This is a genomic window from Dermacoccus sp. CCH2-D9 (genome assembly GCF_001556795.1).
Classification (GTDB): Bacteria; Actinomycetota; Actinomycetes; order Actinomycetales; family Dermatophilaceae; genus Dermacoccus; species Dermacoccus nishinomiyaensis.
The window spans coordinates 40,687-58,913 of sequence record NZ_LSJT01000009.1 but is presented as its reverse complement, the minus strand read 5'-3'; the positions used below and the strand labels follow the sequence as shown (position 1 = coordinate 58,913).

General features: G+C 69.5%; 14 protein-coding genes and 2 pseudogenes. 13 read left to right on the top strand and 3 right to left on the bottom strand.

The window, feature by feature from the left end; genetic code table 11:
- Positions 1–56 precede the first annotated feature (56 nt).
- On the top strand, positions 57–1,184 hold the full coding sequence (locus AX669_RS00990; RefSeq protein WP_131941703.1) for a hypothetical protein: 1,128 nt from the start codon (positions 57–59) through the stop codon (positions 1,182–1,184).
- Between the two features lie 88 nt (positions 1,185–1,272).
- Here the strand turns inward: AX669_RS00990 and AX669_RS00985 are convergent, their stop codons facing one another.
- Positions 1,273–2,202 (bottom strand): bile acid:sodium symporter family protein, encoded by a 930-nt coding sequence (locus AX669_RS00985; RefSeq protein ID WP_231729360.1) that lies wholly within the window; start codon positions 2,200–2,202, stop codon positions 1,273–1,275.
- Positions 2,203–2,525: 323 nt separating this feature from the next.
- On the opposite strand from AX669_RS00985, the gene AX669_RS00980 reads away from it, so the two are divergent.
- Positions 2,526–3,914 carry a nitrate/nitrite transporter gene (locus tag AX669_RS00980; protein ID WP_062256028.1) on the top strand — a complete coding sequence of 463 codons (1,389 nt, stop codon included), beginning with the start codon at positions 2,526–2,528 and terminating at the stop codon, positions 3,912–3,914.
- Between the two features lie 38 nt (positions 3,915–3,952).
- The gene (locus AX669_RS00975) at positions 3,953–5,206 is read left to right on the top strand and encodes a TerD family protein (RefSeq protein ID WP_006944027.1); all 1,254 of its coding nucleotides are present in this window, start codon (positions 3,953–3,955) and stop codon (positions 5,204–5,206) included.
- Between the two features lie 36 nt (positions 5,207–5,242).
- Here the strand turns inward: AX669_RS00975 and AX669_RS13735 are convergent.
- Positions 5,243–6,442 (bottom strand): annotated as a pseudogene (locus tag AX669_RS13735) (CapA family protein).
- 366 nt (positions 6,443–6,808) lie between these two features.
- A complete protein-coding gene (locus AX669_RS00960; protein ID WP_006943947.1) occupies positions 6,809–7,399 on the bottom strand; it encodes an inorganic diphosphatase in 591 nt (196 codons plus the stop codon).
- A 124-nt stretch (positions 7,400–7,523) separates the two neighbouring features.
- Between AX669_RS00960 and dacB the strand changes: the two genes are divergently transcribed.
- From dacB to AX669_RS00910, 10 genes and pseudogenes are all read left to right on the top strand, one after another.
- On the top strand, positions 7,524–8,921 hold the full coding sequence (gene dacB / locus AX669_RS00955) for a D-alanyl-D-alanine carboxypeptidase/D-alanyl-D-alanine-endopeptidase (protein WP_171969843.1): 1,398 nt from the start codon (positions 7,524–7,526) through the stop codon (positions 8,919–8,921).
- 781 nt (positions 8,922–9,702) lie between these two features.
- A pseudogene (locus tag AX669_RS00950) lies at positions 9,703–9,876 on the top strand (ferritin); the annotation flags it as partial.
- Positions 9,877–9,967: 91 nt separating this feature from the next.
- On the top strand, positions 9,968–11,023 hold the full coding sequence (locus tag AX669_RS00945; protein WP_062256020.1) for a zinc-dependent metalloprotease: 1,056 nt from the start codon (positions 9,968–9,970) through the stop codon (positions 11,021–11,023).
- The gene (gene tilS, locus AX669_RS00940; protein ID WP_062256018.1) at positions 11,020–12,081 is read left to right on the top strand and encodes a tRNA lysidine(34) synthetase TilS; all 1,062 of its coding nucleotides are present in this window, start codon (positions 11,020–11,022) and stop codon (positions 12,079–12,081) included. Before AX669_RS00945 ends, tilS begins: the two co-directional genes overlap by 4 nt.
- A gap of 73 nt (positions 12,082–12,154) precedes the next feature.
- Positions 12,155–12,706, top strand: a complete 552-nt coding sequence (hpt, locus tag AX669_RS00935; protein ID WP_038571717.1) for a hypoxanthine phosphoribosyltransferase — start codon at positions 12,155–12,157, stop codon at positions 12,704–12,706.
- Between the two features lie 237 nt (positions 12,707–12,943).
- Positions 12,944–14,992 (top strand): ATP-dependent zinc metalloprotease FtsH, encoded by a 2,049-nt coding sequence (gene ftsH, locus AX669_RS00930; protein ID WP_006944042.1) that lies wholly within the window; start codon positions 12,944–12,946, stop codon positions 14,990–14,992.
- Between the two features lie 5 nt (positions 14,993–14,997).
- On the top strand, positions 14,998–15,591 hold the full coding sequence (gene folE / locus AX669_RS00925; protein ID WP_006944026.1) for a GTP cyclohydrolase I FolE: 594 nt from the start codon (positions 14,998–15,000) through the stop codon (positions 15,589–15,591).
- A 29-nt stretch (positions 15,592–15,620) separates the two neighbouring features.
- On the top strand, positions 15,621–16,574 hold the full coding sequence (folP, locus tag AX669_RS00920; RefSeq protein WP_369815048.1) for a dihydropteroate synthase: 954 nt from the start codon (positions 15,621–15,623) through the stop codon (positions 16,572–16,574).
- Positions 16,571–17,542 (top strand): 2-amino-4-hydroxy-6-hydroxymethyldihydropteridine diphosphokinase, encoded by a 972-nt coding sequence (folK, locus tag AX669_RS00915; RefSeq protein ID WP_062256016.1) that lies wholly within the window; start codon positions 16,571–16,573, stop codon positions 17,540–17,542. Before folP ends, folK begins: the two co-directional genes overlap by 4 nt.
- The gene (locus tag AX669_RS00910; RefSeq protein ID WP_062256014.1) at positions 17,539–18,072 is read left to right on the top strand and encodes a DUF3180 domain-containing protein; all 534 of its coding nucleotides are present in this window, start codon (positions 17,539–17,541) and stop codon (positions 18,070–18,072) included. Before folK ends, AX669_RS00910 begins: the two co-directional genes overlap by 4 nt.
- The last annotated feature ends 155 nt before the right edge of the window (positions 18,073–18,227 follow it).

Genomic DNA, 18,227 nt, shown 5'->3' with positions numbered 1-18,227 from the left:
ATCGGCGGTTCAGGGGTCACGCTTCACCGCGAGATCGCGCGTGACAGAGTGAAGGCATGCCCAGTCCGCCGACGAAACCGACGCGTAGCCCTGTGACGAAGGCGGGCGCGGGCACCGCTGTCGGCTGGATGAGTGTTGCCGCCGTCATCACGATCCTCGTGACGCGCGGCTACCTGCTCGCGACGGGTTACCCGCAGGTTGGCGGCGAGATCTTCCACATCGCACACGCCGTGTGGGGTGGGTTGCTGCTCATGATCGCGTTGACGGTCGTGCTGTCCCTGGCCAATCGGTGGGCGACGGCGTTCGCCTCGATCGCGGGTGGCATCGGCATCGGGTTGTTCGTCGACGAGATCGGCAAGTTCATCACGAAGGACAACGACTACTTCTTCCCTCTCGCCGCGCCCCTGTGCTACGCGATTCTCGCGGCGCTCGGGGTGGCCGCGATGCGGGTGGGCTCGCAACGGCCGCCCCACGCTCGCAATCACCTCTACGCCGCGCTCGAACTCATGAAACCGGCGGCTGACGGGCCGCTCACGCGCAGCCAGGTCGAGACGATCGAGGGTCACCTCGACGCCGTCAGGCGCGACGAGCCGACGGGGCAGGAGCGCGCCATCGCCGAGGGGCTGGCGCAGGCTCTCGACGTGGCGCGAAGCCAGGCCGTCCCCGATGACGAGCGTCGCGTCGGGCGGATGATGGAGCGTCTCGACGCGGTCGAGGAGCGGCTGCTGCCGCCGAGCCGTCAGCGCAAGCTGAGCCGTCTCGCGCTGGGCGTGCTCGCTGTCGTCGGTGTCTTCGCCGGTCCGGGCGTGTTCGTCTACTCGCTGTGGCAGGCCTACGGCCCGGACGCCGTCAGCGGCCACAACAGTCTCCTCGGCGACCACCCGGGCAAGGTCGCGTGGACGGCCGCGAGCGTCGCCGCGCTCATCGGCACCGTCGCCGCGTTCTTCGCCTGGCGAGCGGTGAAACGACTCGGTGACGACAGCAGCAGCCTCGCCGACGGCGCCCGCTGGGGCATCGCGGCGCTGTTGCTCATGCTCGGCGGCGTCAATCTGCTCAACGCCTACTTCAACCAGTTCCTCGTCTTCATCAATGCCTGCCTCGAGGCAGGCGTCGTCGGGCTGCTCGCCCGCGTGAAGAGCCGCGCCGACAAAGCCGCGAAGACGTTGGGGCACGACCACTCCTGACGGCGGCCGAACTCCGTGGTCGCGCGCTTGCACGCACGAACAGAGACGGTTGGACGCACTTGCCCGACACGCCCGCGGGCTGACGGTGTCAGCCCCGTGACGGCTCGCGTTCGCCGACCGGCTGGCGCTCGAACCACGCCGCGAGGATGGCGCCCGAGACGTTGTGCCACACCGAGAACACTGCCGACGGCAGCGCGGCCAGCGGCGAGAAGTGCACCTTGGCCAGCGTCGCGGCGAGGCCGGAGTTCTGCATGCCGACCTCGAACGCGAGCGCGCGGCGCGCCTTCACGTCGAGCCCGGCGAACCGGGCCGCGATGTAGCCGAGCAGCAGCCCGAAACCGTTGTGCAGCACGACGGCGAGGAAGACGATGCCGCCGACCTTCGCGAGCTTTCCGGCGCTGCCGGCCACGACGATCGCGACGATCCACGCGATGACGAACGCGCTGATCCACGGCAGCGCGGGCGCGATGGCGCGTACGCCCTTGTCACGGATGATGAGCCTGACGACGACGCCGAGCACGATCGGCACGAGCACCGTCTTGACGATGTCGACCATCATCGACCCCGCATCGACGTGCAGGTACGACCCGGCGAGGAACGCCGTCAGCAGGGGTGTGACGACGGGAGCGGCGAGCGTCGAGACCGTCGCGACGGAGACGCCGAGGGCGACGTCTCCCTTCGACAGGAACGTCATGACGTTCGACGCCGTCCCGCTCGGCGCGCAGCCGACGAGAATGAGCCCGACGGCGAGCTCGGGGGAGAGGTTGAGTGCGTGCGCGATGATCCAGCCCGCTCCCGGCATGATGACGTAGTGCGCGGCCAGCCCGATGAGCACGGCCCACGGGCGGCGCAGGACGGCGGCGAAATCGCGCGGCGTCAGCGTCAGCCCCATCGTGAACATGACGACGCCGAGCAGGTACGGCACCCACGACGCGTGTGACGTGAACGTCGACGGGCTGTTGTACCCCCACAACCCGGCGATGACGACGGCGATCGGCAGCACCGTCACCGCGATCATGGCGGCGCGACGCTGCGCGGGCGTCTCGACGGCGTCGGCGCCGCTCGTCGAGTGGGTGGTCGCTGAGTCGGTGGTCACCGAGTCGGTGGTCGCGGGAGTGGGGTGCTGCTCGTTCGTCACATTCGTCAGAGTAGAGGCGGGCGCCGACAGCAGTTGGCGATGTTCACGCAGCGGGTCCAGCCGTGCCGACGGTGCGAGGTGGGAGGTGCGCGAAAAGCGTTGCCGCCGGGGCCCGCTCAGAGCATCGTGGCTGCGGCGGGGTCGCTCGCATGCGTAGAAGCGACGCCGGGCAACATCGAGAACCGAACTAAACTGGCGTCACCATGACGTCCCACACCGCCGCGCCCGTTGACACGCCCACCTCGAAACTTGTCGCCCCGCTCGGTGGGCGACGCGCCTGGGCGATCTGGGCCGCGGCGGTGAGCGTCTACGTCCTCGCCGTGTTCCACCGCACGTCGCTCGGCGTCGCGGGCATCCTCGCGGCGCAGCGCTTCGGGATCTCGAGCGGACAACTCGCGACGTTCGCGATGGTGCAGTTGCTCGTCTACGCCGTCATGCAGGTGCCCGTCGGCGCGATGCTCGACCAGTTCGGTTCGAAGAAGCTGCTGGCCGCCGGAACGCTGACGATGACGCTCGGGCAGGCGTGGTTCGCGTTCGCGTCGACGTTCGCGCAGGGCATCGGCGCGCGCGTCCTCGTCGGCATGGGCGACGCGATGATCTTCGTGTGCGTCCTGCGCATCGCGGCGTTGTGGTTTCCGGTGCGACGCGCGCCGATGGTCACGCAGATCACCGGGTTCGCCGGCCAGCTCGGCTCACTCCTCGCGGCAGGCCCACTCGCCGTCAGCCTGCACAGCCTGGGGTGGCGCACGACGTACCTCGGCGCGGCGGCGTTCGGCGTCGTCCTCGGCGTCGTCATGTGGTTCGTCGTCATCGACTCGCCGACGCACGACGAGCGCCGCGACTCGATCCGCCTGCGCGCCGTCGGGCAGACACTCGCGCAGGTGTGGCGCGAGCCCGGCACGAAGCTCGGCCTGTGGGCGCACTTCACCGCGCAGTTCTCGATGAATGTGTTCATGCTGCTGTGGGGTTTCCCGTTCCTGACGAAGGGGCAGGGCCTGTCCGAGGGTGCCGCCAGCACGCTGCTCAGCATCATGGTCGTGACGATCATCGTCACGAGCCCACTCATGGGCACGTTCACCGCCCGCTTCCCGCACCGACGCTCCGTCGCCGTGTTCGCCGTCGTTCTCACCGTCATCACGCTGTGGACGATCGTGCTGCTGTGGCCCGGCCGTGCACCGTTGTGGTTGCTCGTGCTCCTGTGCATCGCAATGGCGTTCGGCGGACCAGGCTCGATGGTCGGCTTCGACGTCGCCCGCTCGTTCAACCCCGCCGCACGCATCGGCAGCGCCAACGGCATCGTCAACGTCGGCGGCTACGTCGCGTCCGTGACGTGCATCGTCCTCATCGGCCTCGTGCTCGACCACGTCGCCCCCGGCGGCCCGGCGACGTACGACGTCGAGGCGTTCCGCAAGGCGATGAGTGTGCAGTACCTCGTGTGGGCACTGGGCCTGGCGATGATGTGGCACTACCGCCGCCGCACCCACGACGTCGTCCTCGCCGACGACGACTACGCGCACCTGCGCGCGGGCGTCTCCCGCCGCCGCACCGAGCGCGCCGGGGCGGCCGAACACCGAGGTGCTACCCGCGCGTAAGCCCCTCCGCCGTCGCGAGCCTGTGCCAGGGTGGCGGAATGAACGAGTTGAGCAAGGGAGCCAACGCGCCCCTCGGCGGCACCGGCCTCGCCATCACGGTCGTCGGCACCCAGCCGGGCACGGTCGACCTCATGGTGCTGCAACTGACCGCAGACGGGGTCGTGCGCACCGACGACGACTTCGTCTTCTACAACCAGCCCCGCTCACCCGAGGGCGCGGTGCGTCTCGATGGTGGTGACATCACCGTCGACCTGTCCGCACTCCCGCCGCAGACCGAACGTCTCGCGGTCGCCGTCGCGATGGACGACGCGGCGCCGGGCTCGCTCGCCTCGTCCCCGCAGCTCGCCGTCACGATCGACACGCACGGTGAGCGATACGCCGTCACCGCAACCGGATTCACGAGCGAGCGCGCGGCGGTGCTCGTCGAGATCTACCTGCGAGGCGGCGCCTGGAAGGTGCGCAACGTCTCCGCAGGATGGGACGGCGGGCTGCCCGCGCTCCTGCGCGAGCACGGCGTGAGCGTCGAGAACGACACGCCTCAGACGCCCCTCGCGGCCGCCTCGACAGCTGGACCGCTCCCCGCCACGCCTCCTGTTGCTGCGCCTCCTGTTGCTGCGCCGACGCCGCCGTCGAGCGGCCCGGTCGATCTCGGCAAGCGCACGGGGGCGATCAGCCTGACGAAGGGGCAGCGTGTCTCGATCGAGAAGTCGCCCGTCATCACGGCTCGCATCGAGTGGCCGGCCGCCACCGACTACGACGTCTTCGCTCTCGTGCGCTACGCCGACGGCCACGACGAGACGGTCGCGACGTTCGGGACCAAGGAGCAGCCCCATGCCACGCAGCGCTCCTCGGACGGCGCCGTCACGCATCTCGGCGACGTCGGACGAGCACGGACGGCACGCACCGGTGGGGGACTGTTCGGCCGCAAGAAGCAGAGCCCGCCTGCGCCGATGACGAGTGAGACGATCGAGATCCGTCTCAACCCGAAGGTCGTGGCGGTGCTGCCCGTCGTGTACTCGGCGCAATCGAACGGCACGGGGTCGTTTCGCCGCTACCAGGTGTCCATGTCGATCGACAACGGCGCCGGCACGAGTGTCCGCATCGACGCGAGCAACGCGAGCGATCACGACAACATCTACACCTGCGTTCCGGGGATCGTCGTCAACAGCCCCGACGGGGTGATCGTCGACTCGCTCGAGTTGTACTCCGCGCCGACCTCGGAACTGCGCCCCGTCCTCGACGACCACCTCACCGTGCACATGGACGCCGGGGGGCTCAACCTCTACAAGTGAGAGTGGAGCGCTCGCTCAGCTGGGCGACACGTCGAGTCAGCTCGCGGGGGTGGCGTCGCACTTGCTGCCAAGCTGCGTCATCGCAGCCTTGACACGGCCGTAGGCGTCGGCGTTCTTCGTCGGCGTCGCGAGTCCGATGACGTGCCCGGCGAGGTTGACGTGCGTCGGCTGGTAGGTGAGCTGCTGCGTCACCTTGCCGTCGTCACCCTTCGTCAGCTTCACGTCGACGATCATGCCGTCCTGCGTCGACGGTTTGAGGCTCGAATTGACGCTCGGACCCTGGTTGCTCAGGAAGTTGCCCATGCCGTAGACGACGTACTTGCCGTTGATCTTCTCGCACGACTGCGGCACGTGGACATGCGTGCCGAGGATCGTGTCGACGTCGTCGCTCGCGAGCAGTTTCGCTGCGAGTTCGCGTTGCTCGGTGGAGGCCGGGATGCTGTACTCCTTGCCCCAGTGCATGCTGAGGACGACGACGTCCGCGCCCGCAGCCTTCGCCTTCTTCGCGTCGGCCAGGATGCCCTCGGCCTTGACGACGGGGAACTACCAATACTTGAGCCAGGGCCATTCGGGCGGCACGACGGTGTTCGAGGCGTCCGCGTTTCCGGTCGTGTACGAGTACGCGAGCTGCGCGACCTTGACGCCCTTGACGTCGTACATCACGGCGCTCTGGCCGGTGCTCGGCGTCGGCGTCGGGCCCTGGTTCTTCAGACCCGCGTCGTCGAGCGATTTCTTCGTCTCGCCGACGCCCTGGATGCCGCGGTCGATGACGTGGTTGCCGACGCGGTCACAGCCGTCGAACCCGGCACGCTTCAACGATCCGGCGACCTCGTGCGGGACATTGAAGCTGAGCGTCGCGGGGATGGAAAGGTTCGTGTTCGTCGTCGTCAGCGGCGTCTCCATGTGGCAGATCGCGAGATCGAGCGCGCTGATCGGCTTGGTGACGTTGGCGAACATCGGGTCGAAGTCGTAGCCCTTCGCGCCCTTCGCCGCCGCATTGTGCGCGGCGTCGTCGCGCACGGGCACGTGGACGAGGATGTCGCCCGAACCACCGATGTCGATGCTCTTGCCGGCCGCGAGACCCGGCGCGTTCGACGAGCCGGGTTGCGCCGACGACGCGCCCGAGGCGCCCTGAGAACCGCTGGCCCCTGACGCGTTGGACGACCCGGCGCCTGACGACCCGCTGCTCTTCGATCCGTCGTCGTTCGATGAGCATGCCGCCGCGCTCAACGTCATGGCCACCGCGAGCACTGTCGCGGCCTTCCGCATGCCGTGGTTCCTCGCCCCCTGGTTCATGTGCCAACGATAGACGGGGTATTGACCGCCGCAGCAGCAATTGAAGGCGTTCCGGTGACGCAGCACTCTCGTGCCCCCGCAGGGGCGCAGACCCGCCTGCGCCCCTGCGATTCATGTCCACATCGGCGAACGGCGTCCACCTTCGCCATCTACGTCCACATTCGCGCAGGTTGGTTGACGCTGCCGAAACCACGTCGGATCTCATCTCGCATCGTCAACCCTGCCCAACAGCCAGAACGCGCCGCAGCCCCCGTCCGAACTCGGACGGGGGCTGCGGCGTCGCTGAGCGTGACGCTCAGGGGTGGGTCACTTCGTCGGCTTCTCGGCCTGGGAGTCGCCGGGTGCCTTGTCGATGGAGCGCTCGGTCTCGTGCGCGTCGTGGCCCGGCATCGCCCAGCGCGCCGTCGTCATGCCCTCGGCCTTGGCGCGCTCGAGCGCTTCCTCGACGGTCTTCTGCGCGGCCGCGGCGTCGACCCAGTGCGAACCCTCTTCGACGGACTTGCCCGGCTCGAGCGCCTTGTACGTCTCGAAGAAGTGCGACATCTCCTTGAGCGTGAAGTCGGAGACGTCCTTGATGTCCGTCACGTGGTCCTGACGCGGGTCGCCCGCGGGGATGCACAGGATCTTGTCGTCGCCGCCGGCCTCGTCGACCATGCGGAAGACACCGATGGCGCGGGCGCGCACGACGCAGCCGGGGAACGTCGGCTCGTCGATGAGCAGCAGCGCGTCCAGCGGGTCGCCGTCCTCACCGAGGGTGTCCTCGATGTAGCCGTAGTCGGCCGGGTAGTGCATCGCGGTGAACAGGATGCGGTCGAGGCGGATGCGGCCCGTCTCGTGGTCGACCTCGTACTTGTTGCGTGTGCCGCGCGGGATCTCGATGGTGACGTCGAACTCCATGGTTCGTGCCCTCCGGATAGCTGGTGTAATGGTCGTTCCTTAGTGTTCCGTACCGGGGCGCGGATGAAAAACTCGTCATCGACGTGCGATGGCGCGGCAGCAGGACGATGAAGGTGGTGCCCCGATGAAGAAGCGGACGTGGGCCGTCAGCGGTGCGCTCGTGGCGGCGCTCGCGGGGTACGGCGCCCTCGATGCCTACGACGTGGTGCCGGGCGTCCTGACGCTCGCGCCGACGAACACCCCCAAGGCCGTGACGGTCGAGGGCAAGACGTATGAGCCGTTGCAGAAGGCCGCGTCGGCGCCGTTGCCGTCGGCGAGCGTCGGAGCCGCGCCGAGCGCGAACGAGGTGAAGAAGTCGGTCGAGGCGTCGCTTAAGAACCCCTGGTTCGGTTCGCCGACGGCGGTGACGGTACGCGATGCGTCGACGGGAACCGTTCTCTACGAACACGATTCGAGCAAGGCGACGACGCCGGCGTCGGTGACGAAGCTCGCGAGTGCCTTCGCGATTGCCCACAGCAAACTCGACCTCGACAAGGGGCTGACGACGCGGGCGACGCTCGAGGGCAGCACCGTCGAGCTCGTCGCCGGCGGTGACATGACCCTCGCCGAGGGGACGGGCGATGCGACGAAGGTCGCCGGTCGCGCCGGCCTCGGCGACCTCGCGGCGCAGAGCGCGGCGGCGCTGAAGAAGCAGGGCGTCACGAAGGTCACCGTCGACACGAACACCTCCTACGCGCCCGGGCCGAACAAGGCGAAGGGGTGGGAGGACGCGCTGTTCGGCTACGGTTTCACGGCGCGCATCACGACCTTGGCGCTCGCCTCCGAGCGCGCCGACAACCGCACCCCGGCCGTCGCCGACCCGACGAAGGACGCCGCGCAGGCATTCGTCAAGGAGCTCGGCAAGCGCGGTATCACGGCGACGTACGGCAAGAACGTGACGAAGCCGGCGGCGGGGCAGCAGCTCGGGTCGGTGACGTCGGCGCCGGTGCTCGACCTGCTCGGGCTCGCCTTGCAGGATTCGGACAACTCGATGGTTGAGTCCCTCGCCCGTCAGGCTGCGGCGCTCGACGGCGTGCACGGCGATTCGGCCGCGGGGGGCACGTGGGTGACGTCGGTGCTCAAGCGTGAGGGCGTCGACGTCAGCGGCGTCAAGCTCGTCGACACGAGCGGTTTGTCGTCGGGCACGACGCTGCCGGTGCGGGTGCTCGGCGACGTGCTGACGCGCGCATCGACGGGCAAGGATGCGACGTATGCGCGCGTCATCGAGCGGTTGCCGGTCTCGGCGTGGAACGGCACCCTGCACGATCGATACATGCGCGCCGAGTCGCAGGACGGCGCCGGTCTCGTGCGGGCGAAGACCGGGTCGTTGCCTGACGCGTCATCGCTGGCGGGCCTGGCGACGACGAAGAGCGGCCACCCCCTTGTGTTCGCGGTGACGACGAACGGCACGTTCTCCGACGGCGCCATCGGCGCCAAGACGGCCGTTGATCACCTCGTCACCGAGTTGACGAAGCTGCCCTGAACTCAGCACGTGCTGACGCTCGGCAGCATGCGTTGTCGAATCGCCGGCTGTCGCGTCGCCGCTCATGTTGACCGTGGATTCAGGCTGCCAGAACGGACGCACCGCTCAGGCGCTTCGGCGCAGTTCGTGCTCGACGGCTCGGCGGCTCGGCGGATTCAAGCCGAGACCGACCGATCGTCAGCTCGAGCGGCGCTCCTGACCTCTTCGAGCAGCTCGGGTGGGAAGCGGACCGGAACGGGTGTGCTCAGCCGTTCCCTTCCGCCGACGAGGCGCGCCTTGGGGCTGCTGGTTGGCTGCGTCGGCATAGAAGTCGTATTCCTGCTGCGCGCTCATGGGTTCAGACGTCATGACGGTCCTTCCGGTAGGTCGCGGCCAACGCTGACGAGGCGACGTAGCACCCGATGGGGCGGCACCTCGACGGGTCGCCCGAACGAGATGGCGCCAGCGCCACCATGGGCGCCTCTCCGGTCACCTCGGCCATCATCGGCGCCGCCCTCGGCATCGGTCGCCAAGCCGCGCAGCAGTGCTTCGCCTCATAGGCGACGACCCTGACGCTCACAGTGACTTCGGCGGGGATCGTGCTCGCCGTTGGCCGCTGTTCTTGCTGCCACGGTGCAACAGCTCTCACCGAACAACCTCGACGTAGAGGTGCTCGTGACGGCGACGGACGTCGCCTCTCTACGGGATCTCACGCCCTACCGCTGGCCCGTCGACTGACCTCGGTGCGCGAACCGTTTTGGGCGTCACGCGATGGAGTCCGTCGAGGTGGCGGGCTCACATCGGCGACCTCGACTCCCGTCCGCTGCTCAGCTGGTTCCCGTTCGAGCAGATCGAGGAAGAAGCCACCGTCTCGCAGATCGTCGGGCGTCTGAAGTTCATCGACGGCGACGGTCCCGGCCTGCTCCGTCTCGAAGCCGAACTCGGCGCCCGCCCCGTCAAGACGACGGAGGTCTGAGCGTGCCGCCCCGTCGTGGGCTCTCGGACTCGACGCCGGGCGATTCGCGACCGTCAAGGGGCTGTCAGCGCCGCGCGGTAGCGTGAGCAGCATGGGTGAACCGAGCTACATCGACTGGCGTTTCGCCGCGACGACGGGCAAGAAACTGCATCGCGGCGGCCCGCGCCTCAGTGCCGCCGAAGCGAGCGACGCCGTCGCCGAACTGCGTGACGCCGCCTGCCGCGCCCACGATCCAGTCGCGCAGACGGCGCAGCTCGTCACGCCCGACGACATCGGCGCGGTGCGCGTCGTCGACCGCAGCGCGTGGGTCGACGTCAACATCGCCTCCCTCGACGGCATGATCGCGCCCGTCGTCGACAAGATCACCGCCAAACGCGCCGCCGGGCCGGTCGCGCGCGCCATCACCGCCAAGGTGAGCGGGGGAGAGATCGGCGGGCTCATGGCGTTCATGTCGAGCAAGGTGCTCGGTCAGTACGACATCGCACCCGGCGGCACGCCGTCGCTGCTGCTCGTGGCGCCCAACATCGTCCAGGTCGAACGCGAACTCGACGTCGACCCGCACGACTTCCGCCTCTGGGTGTGCCTGCACGAAGAGGCGCACCGCGTGCAGTTCACCGCCGTGCCCTGGCTACGCGAGCACGTCGTCAGCGCCGCCCGAGACCTGCTCGTCGACATGGCGCCGACGCCCGAGGAGATGGCGACGCGCGTCGGCGAGATCGCCAAACGTGTGCCCGAGGCGTTCAAGGAGGGCTCGATGGGGCTGAGCGACATCTTCGCCACCCCCGAACAACGCACGCGCATGGCCGACCTCGCCGCCGTCATGTCCCTGCTCGAAGGCCACGCCGACGTCGTCATGGACGACGTAGGCCCGCAGATCGTGCCGAGCGTCGAGACGATCCGCGCCCGCTTCGGCGACCGCCGCGCCGGTCTCGGCAACATCGACAAGCTGCTGCGACGCCTCATGGGCCTCGAGGCCAAGATGCGCCAGTACCGTGACGGCGCAGCGTTCGTGCGCGGCGTGCAGGAAAAGGTGGGAATCGACGGTTTCAACGCCGTCTGGGCCGCCCCCGAGAACCTGCCGACGCCCGCCGAGATCCAGCGCCCTCAGCTGTGGGTCGAACGCATCCACGGGTCGCTGTTCCGATGAGTGGCCCGCACCCCAGCGTCGCTCTGACGCGCCTCGCCGTCCGCACCGCGCTGCAGCGCACGTTCTCGAGTGATGCCGCGGGTGAGCGGCGCGTCGTCGCCGGCGTCAGCGGGGGAGCCGACTCCATGGCGCTCGCCGCGGCCCTCGCGTTCGAGGCGCCGAAGCAGGGCGTCGCGGTCGACGTCGTCATCGTCGACCACGGGCTGCAGGCGGGCTCGGCGGACGTCGCCGAACGCGCGCGCCGCGCCTGCGTCGACCAGCTCGGCTTCGCGGACGACGACGTGCGCACCGTCGCCGTCATCGTCGACGCCGACGCGCCGGAAGGGCTCGAAGCGGCCGCCCGCGCGGCCCGTCGTCGAGCGCTGTTCGACGTCGCGGACGCAGTGGGCGCGGCGCGCGCCGTACTCGCGCACACGGCCGACGACCAGGCCGAACAGGTGCTGCTCGGCCTCATGCGCGGCAGCGGCACCCGAGCGCTCGCCGGCATGCGCGCCGACCGTGCGCGCCTGCTGCGACCGTTCCTGCTCGGCCCCGAGATCGTGCCAGGTGGGCCGGTGCGGCGCGTCGACACCGAGCTCGCCTGCGAAGCGCTCGGCCTCGAACCATGGCACGACCCGCACAACGACGACCCGGCCTTCAGCCGGGTGCGCGCGCGCCACACCCTCGCGGCACTCGAACGTGAACTCGCGGCACCGACACTGCGCCGCAGCCTGTTCCGCACGGCAGCGGCCGCCGGCCGCGACGCCGACCTGCTCGACCGCCTCACCGACGAGGCGCTCGCGCGCTCCGCGGGCACCGATGACTCGCGCGCCTGGCCAGCGACGTGGAGCGTCGTAGCGCTGGCCGGGCTCGACCCGGCGCTGCGCATCCGCGCGCTGCGCCGCCTCCTCGTCCTGCACGGCGCCCGCGACGCCGAACTGTCGAGCGGGCACCTGTTCGACGTCGAACGGCTGCTCGTCGCCTGGTCGGGGCAGGGGCCGATCGACGTCCCGGGTAGCGTTGAGGTTCGACGCGTCGGGGGCGAGATGACCATCAGCCCACGCCGCAAGGGAGAATGACGTGGACGGCCGCCCGCGAGCACGCGCGGTGGCGAGCGCCGGCAAGACCGGCAGAGACGACGAGGAGCCGGTGATGGACTCTTCCCAGATGGGAAACGACCTCGAGAACGTGTTGTTCACCGAGGCACAGATTCACGCGAAGCTCGAAGAGCTCGCTGCGCAGATCTGGCGTGACTACGAGGGCAAGGACGTGCTGCTCGTCGGTGTGCTCAAGGGCGCAATCCTCGTCATGGCCGACCTCATGCGAGCGCTGCCGGGCTCGGTGCCGATGGACTGGATGGCCGTCAGTTCCTACGGCTCGGGGACGAAGAGCTCCGGCGTCGTGCGCATCCTCAAGGATCTCGACGCCGACATCTCCGGCCGCCACGTCCTCATCGTCGAGGACATCATCGACTCCGGCCTGACGCTGAGCTGGATCCGCAGCAACCTCGAGTCGCGCAACCCCGCGTCGGTCGAGATCTGCACGCTGCTGCGCAAGCCGGAGGCTGCGAAGGTCGAGATCGACTGCAAGTACGTCGGATTCGACATCCCCAACTCCTTCGTCGTCGGCTACGGGCTCGACTTCGACGAGAAGTTCCGCAACCTGCGCGACATCGGCACGCTCGCGCCGCACGTGTACTCCTGATCGAGCGTCCTCGCGGCGCTGACGCCGGCGTCGCCACCGGCCGCGCCGGACGACGCACGGTTGCGCTGTGCGCGAACCCGCGGCGCAGCGGCGCGTTCAGTGGGTCACACTGTCCTATCGAGACGCATCTGCTGTCGTCGCGCGCAGGGAGCGGGAACATCGCCGCCGCGCCGCGCGTTGGCGGTTTGTTGACTGGCACTTCTTCGATGAGAGGGTCGGGGCTCGCCCCGCAAACAGATGAACGCTAAGAAAATCATGCGCACGCCGGGCCTGTACGTGGTCCTCGCGCTCGCCGTGGCGCTGCTGTTCTACATGTTCAGCAACATCGGCGGGTATTCGCGCATCGACACCTCGCAGGCCATTTCCCTCATCAACGCCGAAAAGGTCGAGAGTGCGAAGGTCACGCCCGACAGCGTCAGTCTGACGCTGAAGGACAAGCAGGACATCGGCAAGCTCAAGGACGTCAAGCGCGTCGAGGCCGACTACGTCGACGCGCGCGGCAAGCAGGTCGTCGACTCCCTGAGCGCGCACACGCCCCCGAAGGGATACACGGACGACCCGCAGCGTCAGGGCATCTTCGTCACCCTGCTGATGAACATCCTGCCGATCCTGCTGCTCGTCGGTCTGTTCTGGTTCCTCATGAGCCAGGCCCAGGGCGGCGGTTCGAAGGTCATGCAGTTCGGCAAGTCGAAGGCGAAGCTGCACAGCAAGGACATGCCGACGACGAAGTTCAGCGACGTCGCGGGCGCCGACGAGGCAGTCGAGGAACTCAAGGAGATCAAGGACTTCCTCGCCGACCCCGAGAAGTACGAGAAGATCGGCGCCAAGATCCCCAAGGGCGTGCTGCTGTACGGCCCGCCCGGCACGGGTAAGACGCTGCTCGCACGCGCCGTCGCCGGCGAGGCGAACGTGCCGTTCTACACGATCTCAGGTTCTGACTTCGTCGAGATGTTCGTCGGTGTTGGTGCGAGCCGTGTGCGTGACCTGTTCGCGCAGGCCAAGGAGAACAGCCCCGCCATCATCTTCGTCGACGAGATCGACGCCGTCGGCCGCCACCGCGGCGCCGGCCTGGGCGGAGGCCACGACGAGCGTGAGCAGACGCTCAACCAGCTCCTCGTCGAGATGGACGGCTTCGACGACCGCACGCGCGTCATCCTGATCGCGGCGACCAACCGCCCCGACATCCTCGATCCGGCACTGCTGCGTCCCGGCCGTTTCGACCGTCAGATCGCGGTGGAGGCGCCCGACATGGGCGGCCGCCACCACATCCTGCAGGTGCACGCCCAGGGCAAGCCGATGGCGAAGGACGTCGACCTCATGTCGGTCGCGCGCCGCACACCGGGCTTCTCCGGCGCCGAGCTCGAGAACGTGCTCAACGAGGCTGCGCTGCTCACCGCGCGCACCAACGGCACGATCATCACGAACGAGGCCCTCGACGAGGCGATCGACCGCGTCATGGCCGGCCCGCAGAAGAAGTCGCGCCCGATGAGCGCGAAGGAGCGCAAGGTCACCGCGTACCACGAGGGTGGCCACGCCCTCGTCGCCGCCGCGATGAACAACACCGACCCGGTCAGCAAGATCACGATCCTGCCGCGCGGGCGCGCGCTGGGCTACACGATGGTGCTGCCGACCGACGACAAGTACTCGACGACGCGCAACGAACTGCTCGACCAGCTCGCGTACGCCCTCGGCGGCCGTGTCGCCGAAGAGATGGTGTTCCACGACCCGAGCACCGGTGCGAGCAACGACATCGAGAAGGCCACCGACATCGCCCGCAAGATGGTGACGCAGTTCGGCATGAGCGAGAACGTCGGCGCCGTGCACCTCGGCAACTCCGGCGGCGAGGTCTTCCTCGGCCGCGACATGGGCGGCAACAACCGCGAGTACTCCGAGCAGGTCGCCGCGATGGTCGACGTCGAGGTCCGCAAGCTCATCGAGGGCGCACACGACGAGGCCTGGCGCGCGCTCAACAACAACCGCGACATCCTCGACGCCCTCGTGCTCGAACTGCTCGAGAAGGAGACCCTCGACGCGCCGCGCCTGGCTGAGATCTTCTCCGCCGTGCGCAAGGAGCCGGTGCGTGAGGTGTGGCTCTCGAGCGAACAGCGCCACGTCAGCACGCGCGGCCCGGTCATGACGCCCGCCGAACAGCGCGCTATCGACCTCGGCAAGAACCCGCACGCCGACGAGCGTCCCGACGGCGAGATCAGCCTCTACCCGCCGCAGCCGCCGGCCGGCCCTGGCCTGCAGGGCCCCAGCGACGTCGGGCCTGGCCTGGGTGACTGAGCGCCGTGGCTGAGACGCACGACGTGGTCGGCGCCGAGGTCGACCTTGCGCGCCTCGAAGCGGCCGTCCGCGAGATCCTGCTCGCGGTCGGGGAGAACCCCGACCGCGAGGGGCTCGTCGAGACGCCCGCCCGCGTGGCACGCGCCTACGCGGAGATCTTCGCGGGCCTGCGACAGAACCCCGAGGACGTGCTCGTCAAGACGTTCGACGTCGACCACGAAGAGCTCATCCTCGTGCGCGACATCGAGGTCTACTCGACGTGTGAGCATCACCTGGTGCCGTTCCACGGCGTCGCGCACGTCGGGTACATCCCGTCCACGTCCGGCCGGGTGACGGGGCTGAGCAAGCTCGCGCGGCTCGTCGACGTGTTCGCGAAGCGCCCGCAGGTTCAGGAGCGGCTGACGACACAGATCGCCGACGCGCTCGTCGAACACCTCGACGCGCAGGGCGTCATCGTCGTCATCGAAGCCGAGCACCTGTGCATGTCGATGCGTGGCATCCGCAAGCCGGGCGCGCGCACGATCACCTCGGCCGTCCGCGGCCAACTGCGCAACCCCGCGACCCGCGCCGAGGCGATGAGCCTCGTCATGGGCAAGTGACGCACTCGTCGGAGGAACGCATGAGTGAGATGCGCACGGATCGTTCGTCTCCAGGTGATTCGAACGGCAATGCGCTCGACGGTTCGTCGCCGCGTGCGGATGGACCGGTGCGGCGTCCGCTCGTCATGGCAGTCGTCAACGTCACGCCCGACTCGTTCAGCGACGGCGGACGCTGGTTCGACGCGGCCGCCGCGGTCGAGCACGGCCTGCAGCTGGTGGCGCAGGGCGCCGACATCCTCGACGTCGGCGGCGAGTCGACCCGTCCGGGAGCCCAGCGTCCCAGCGCTGACGAGGAGGCCCGACGCGTCATCCCCGTCGTGCGTGAACTGGCCGCCGCGGGTGCGCGCGTGAGTGTCGACACGATGCGCGCGAGTGTCGCCGAGGCCGCCGTCGCTGCCGGAGCGGACATCATCAACGACGTCAGCGGCGCGCTCGCCGACCCAGCGATGCGCGACGTCGCCGCCGCGAGTGACGCGACGTTCGTCGCGATGCACTGGCGCGGGCACTCCGTCGACATGCAGCAGCAGCACACCGCGTACGACGACATCGTCACGGATGTGTGTCGCGAGCTGGCCGAGTCCGTGGCCGCGCTGCGGGAGGCCGGCGTCCGCGACGGCAGGCTCGTCGTCGACCCCGGCTTCGGGTTCGCGAAGACGGCCGAGCAGAACTGGGAACTGCTCGCGCGCATGGGCGAGTTCGACGTCGACGGGCTGCCGGTGCTGTGGGGCACGTCGCGCAAGAGTTTTCTCGGCGTCGCAGGGCGGACGCCGCAGCTCATCGCGGACGGCGCGTCCGTCCCGCCCGCCGCGCGCGACGCCGCGACGGCCGCGACCAGCGTCCTCGCCGCCCAGCACGACGCATGGGCGGTGCGCGTGCACGATGTGCCGTCGACGCTCGCAGCGCTCGACGTCGTCGCCGCGGCGCGCGGGGCCGTGGCGCCCCGGTCGGCCGGGGCGCGAGTGGGCGGAGGCATGCCCCGATGAGTGACCGCATCACCCTCACCGGCCTCGCAGTGACGGCGTGCCATGGCGTGCTCGACTTCGAGAAGCGCATCCCGCATTCGTTCGTGCTCGACATCAGCCTCGAGGCCGACCTGGGCCCCGCGGGCCGCAGCGACGATCTCGAGGCGTCGCTGTCGTACGCCGACGTCGCCGCGCGCGCCGTCGAGGTGTGCTCCGGCGAGCCGGTCGATCTCATCGAGACGCTCGCCGAGCGCGTCGCCGACGCTTGCCTCGCGTGGGAGATCGTCGAGGCGGTCGACGTCACCGTCCACAAGCCGCACGCTCCCGCAGGTGTCGCGTTCACTCCGTCGACCGGGGTGTTGGCAGGCCCGTCGGTGAGCGTTCGCCGCGAGCAGCGCCGCCGCGTCGTCATCGCGATGGGCACGAACCTCGGACGGCGGGTCGCGACGTTGCGCGCGGCGCTCGACTCGCTGCGGGCGCTCGAGGGGTTCGAGGTGACCCAGGTGTCGCCCCTCGTCGAGACCGACCCCGTCGGGGGCGTCGCGCAGCCCGACTACCTCAACGCCGTCGTCGTCGGCGTCACCCGGCTCGCGCCGGGGCATCTCATCCGCGAGCTGCATCGCATCGAAGCCGATCACGGCCGCGTTCGCGGTGAGCGCTGGGGCGCGCGCACCCTCGACCTCGACGTCGTGACGCTCGGCGAGGCCGGTCGCGAGGACGAGATCGTGCTCGCCGACGAGCGCGACGGGGTGCAGGCCGGCGCGGCGGACGCGTCGTGGTCGCCCCTCGCCCTGCCGCACCCGCGGGCTCATGAGCGCGCGTTCGTGCTCGTCCCGTGGGCCCAGGCGGCGCCGTGGATGGCGGTGCGCACCCCTGACGGCGTCCTGCCGCTGCTCGACGCCGTGCAGCGCGTCGATGCGTCCGGGGTGCGCCGCGGCCCGTCGTGGGACGACGACGACCACATCGACCTCGAGGAAGGCCTGACATGAAGCCCGTCCGACCGGTCACCGCCGTCGTCGCGGGGCTGCTCGTCGCGCTCATCAGCGGCGGCCTCCTGCAGCTGATGCACAACAGTGGGCGCGCCGTGCCGCAGCACTCGTGGTGGGAGGTGCTCGTCGTCCTCGCGGCGTGCGGGCTGCTCGTCGCAGGCGGATGGCGCATCCGCGACGAGGTGCGCGCCCGCACGAAGGCGAAGAAGGAAGCGGACGCCGCGCGCCGCGCCGGGTCCGACGAGAGCGAGATCCGCGCGGCCGCCGCAGCCATCGTCCAGGGGCGCGAGACGGTGGCGCCCGACACGGCCCGACGTATCGTCGTGCTCTCGCAGACGGCCGCCATCGGTGGCGGCATCCTCGCCGGATGGTATGCGGGGCAGGCCGTCACCCAGCTCGCGCGCCTCAGCGTGCCGTCCGTCCGTTCGGCCGTGCTGCTGCTCGGGGTGCTTGTCGTCAGCTCCGTCGTGCTCAGCGTGCTGGGGTTCGTCGTGCAGCGTTGGTGCACGATTCCCGACGACGAACGCTGACGCGCAAGCCCGCTTCCTTGCAGGCTGGATCGGTGGACGGCTGCACGCGTCGACCGTGAACCGCGCAGGTGGTCAAGAGTTCGCGGCCGCTTCACAGCCGGCCGCATGACGATGGGGCCCGTTCGTGGTGAACGGGCCCCATCGTCATGCGGGGC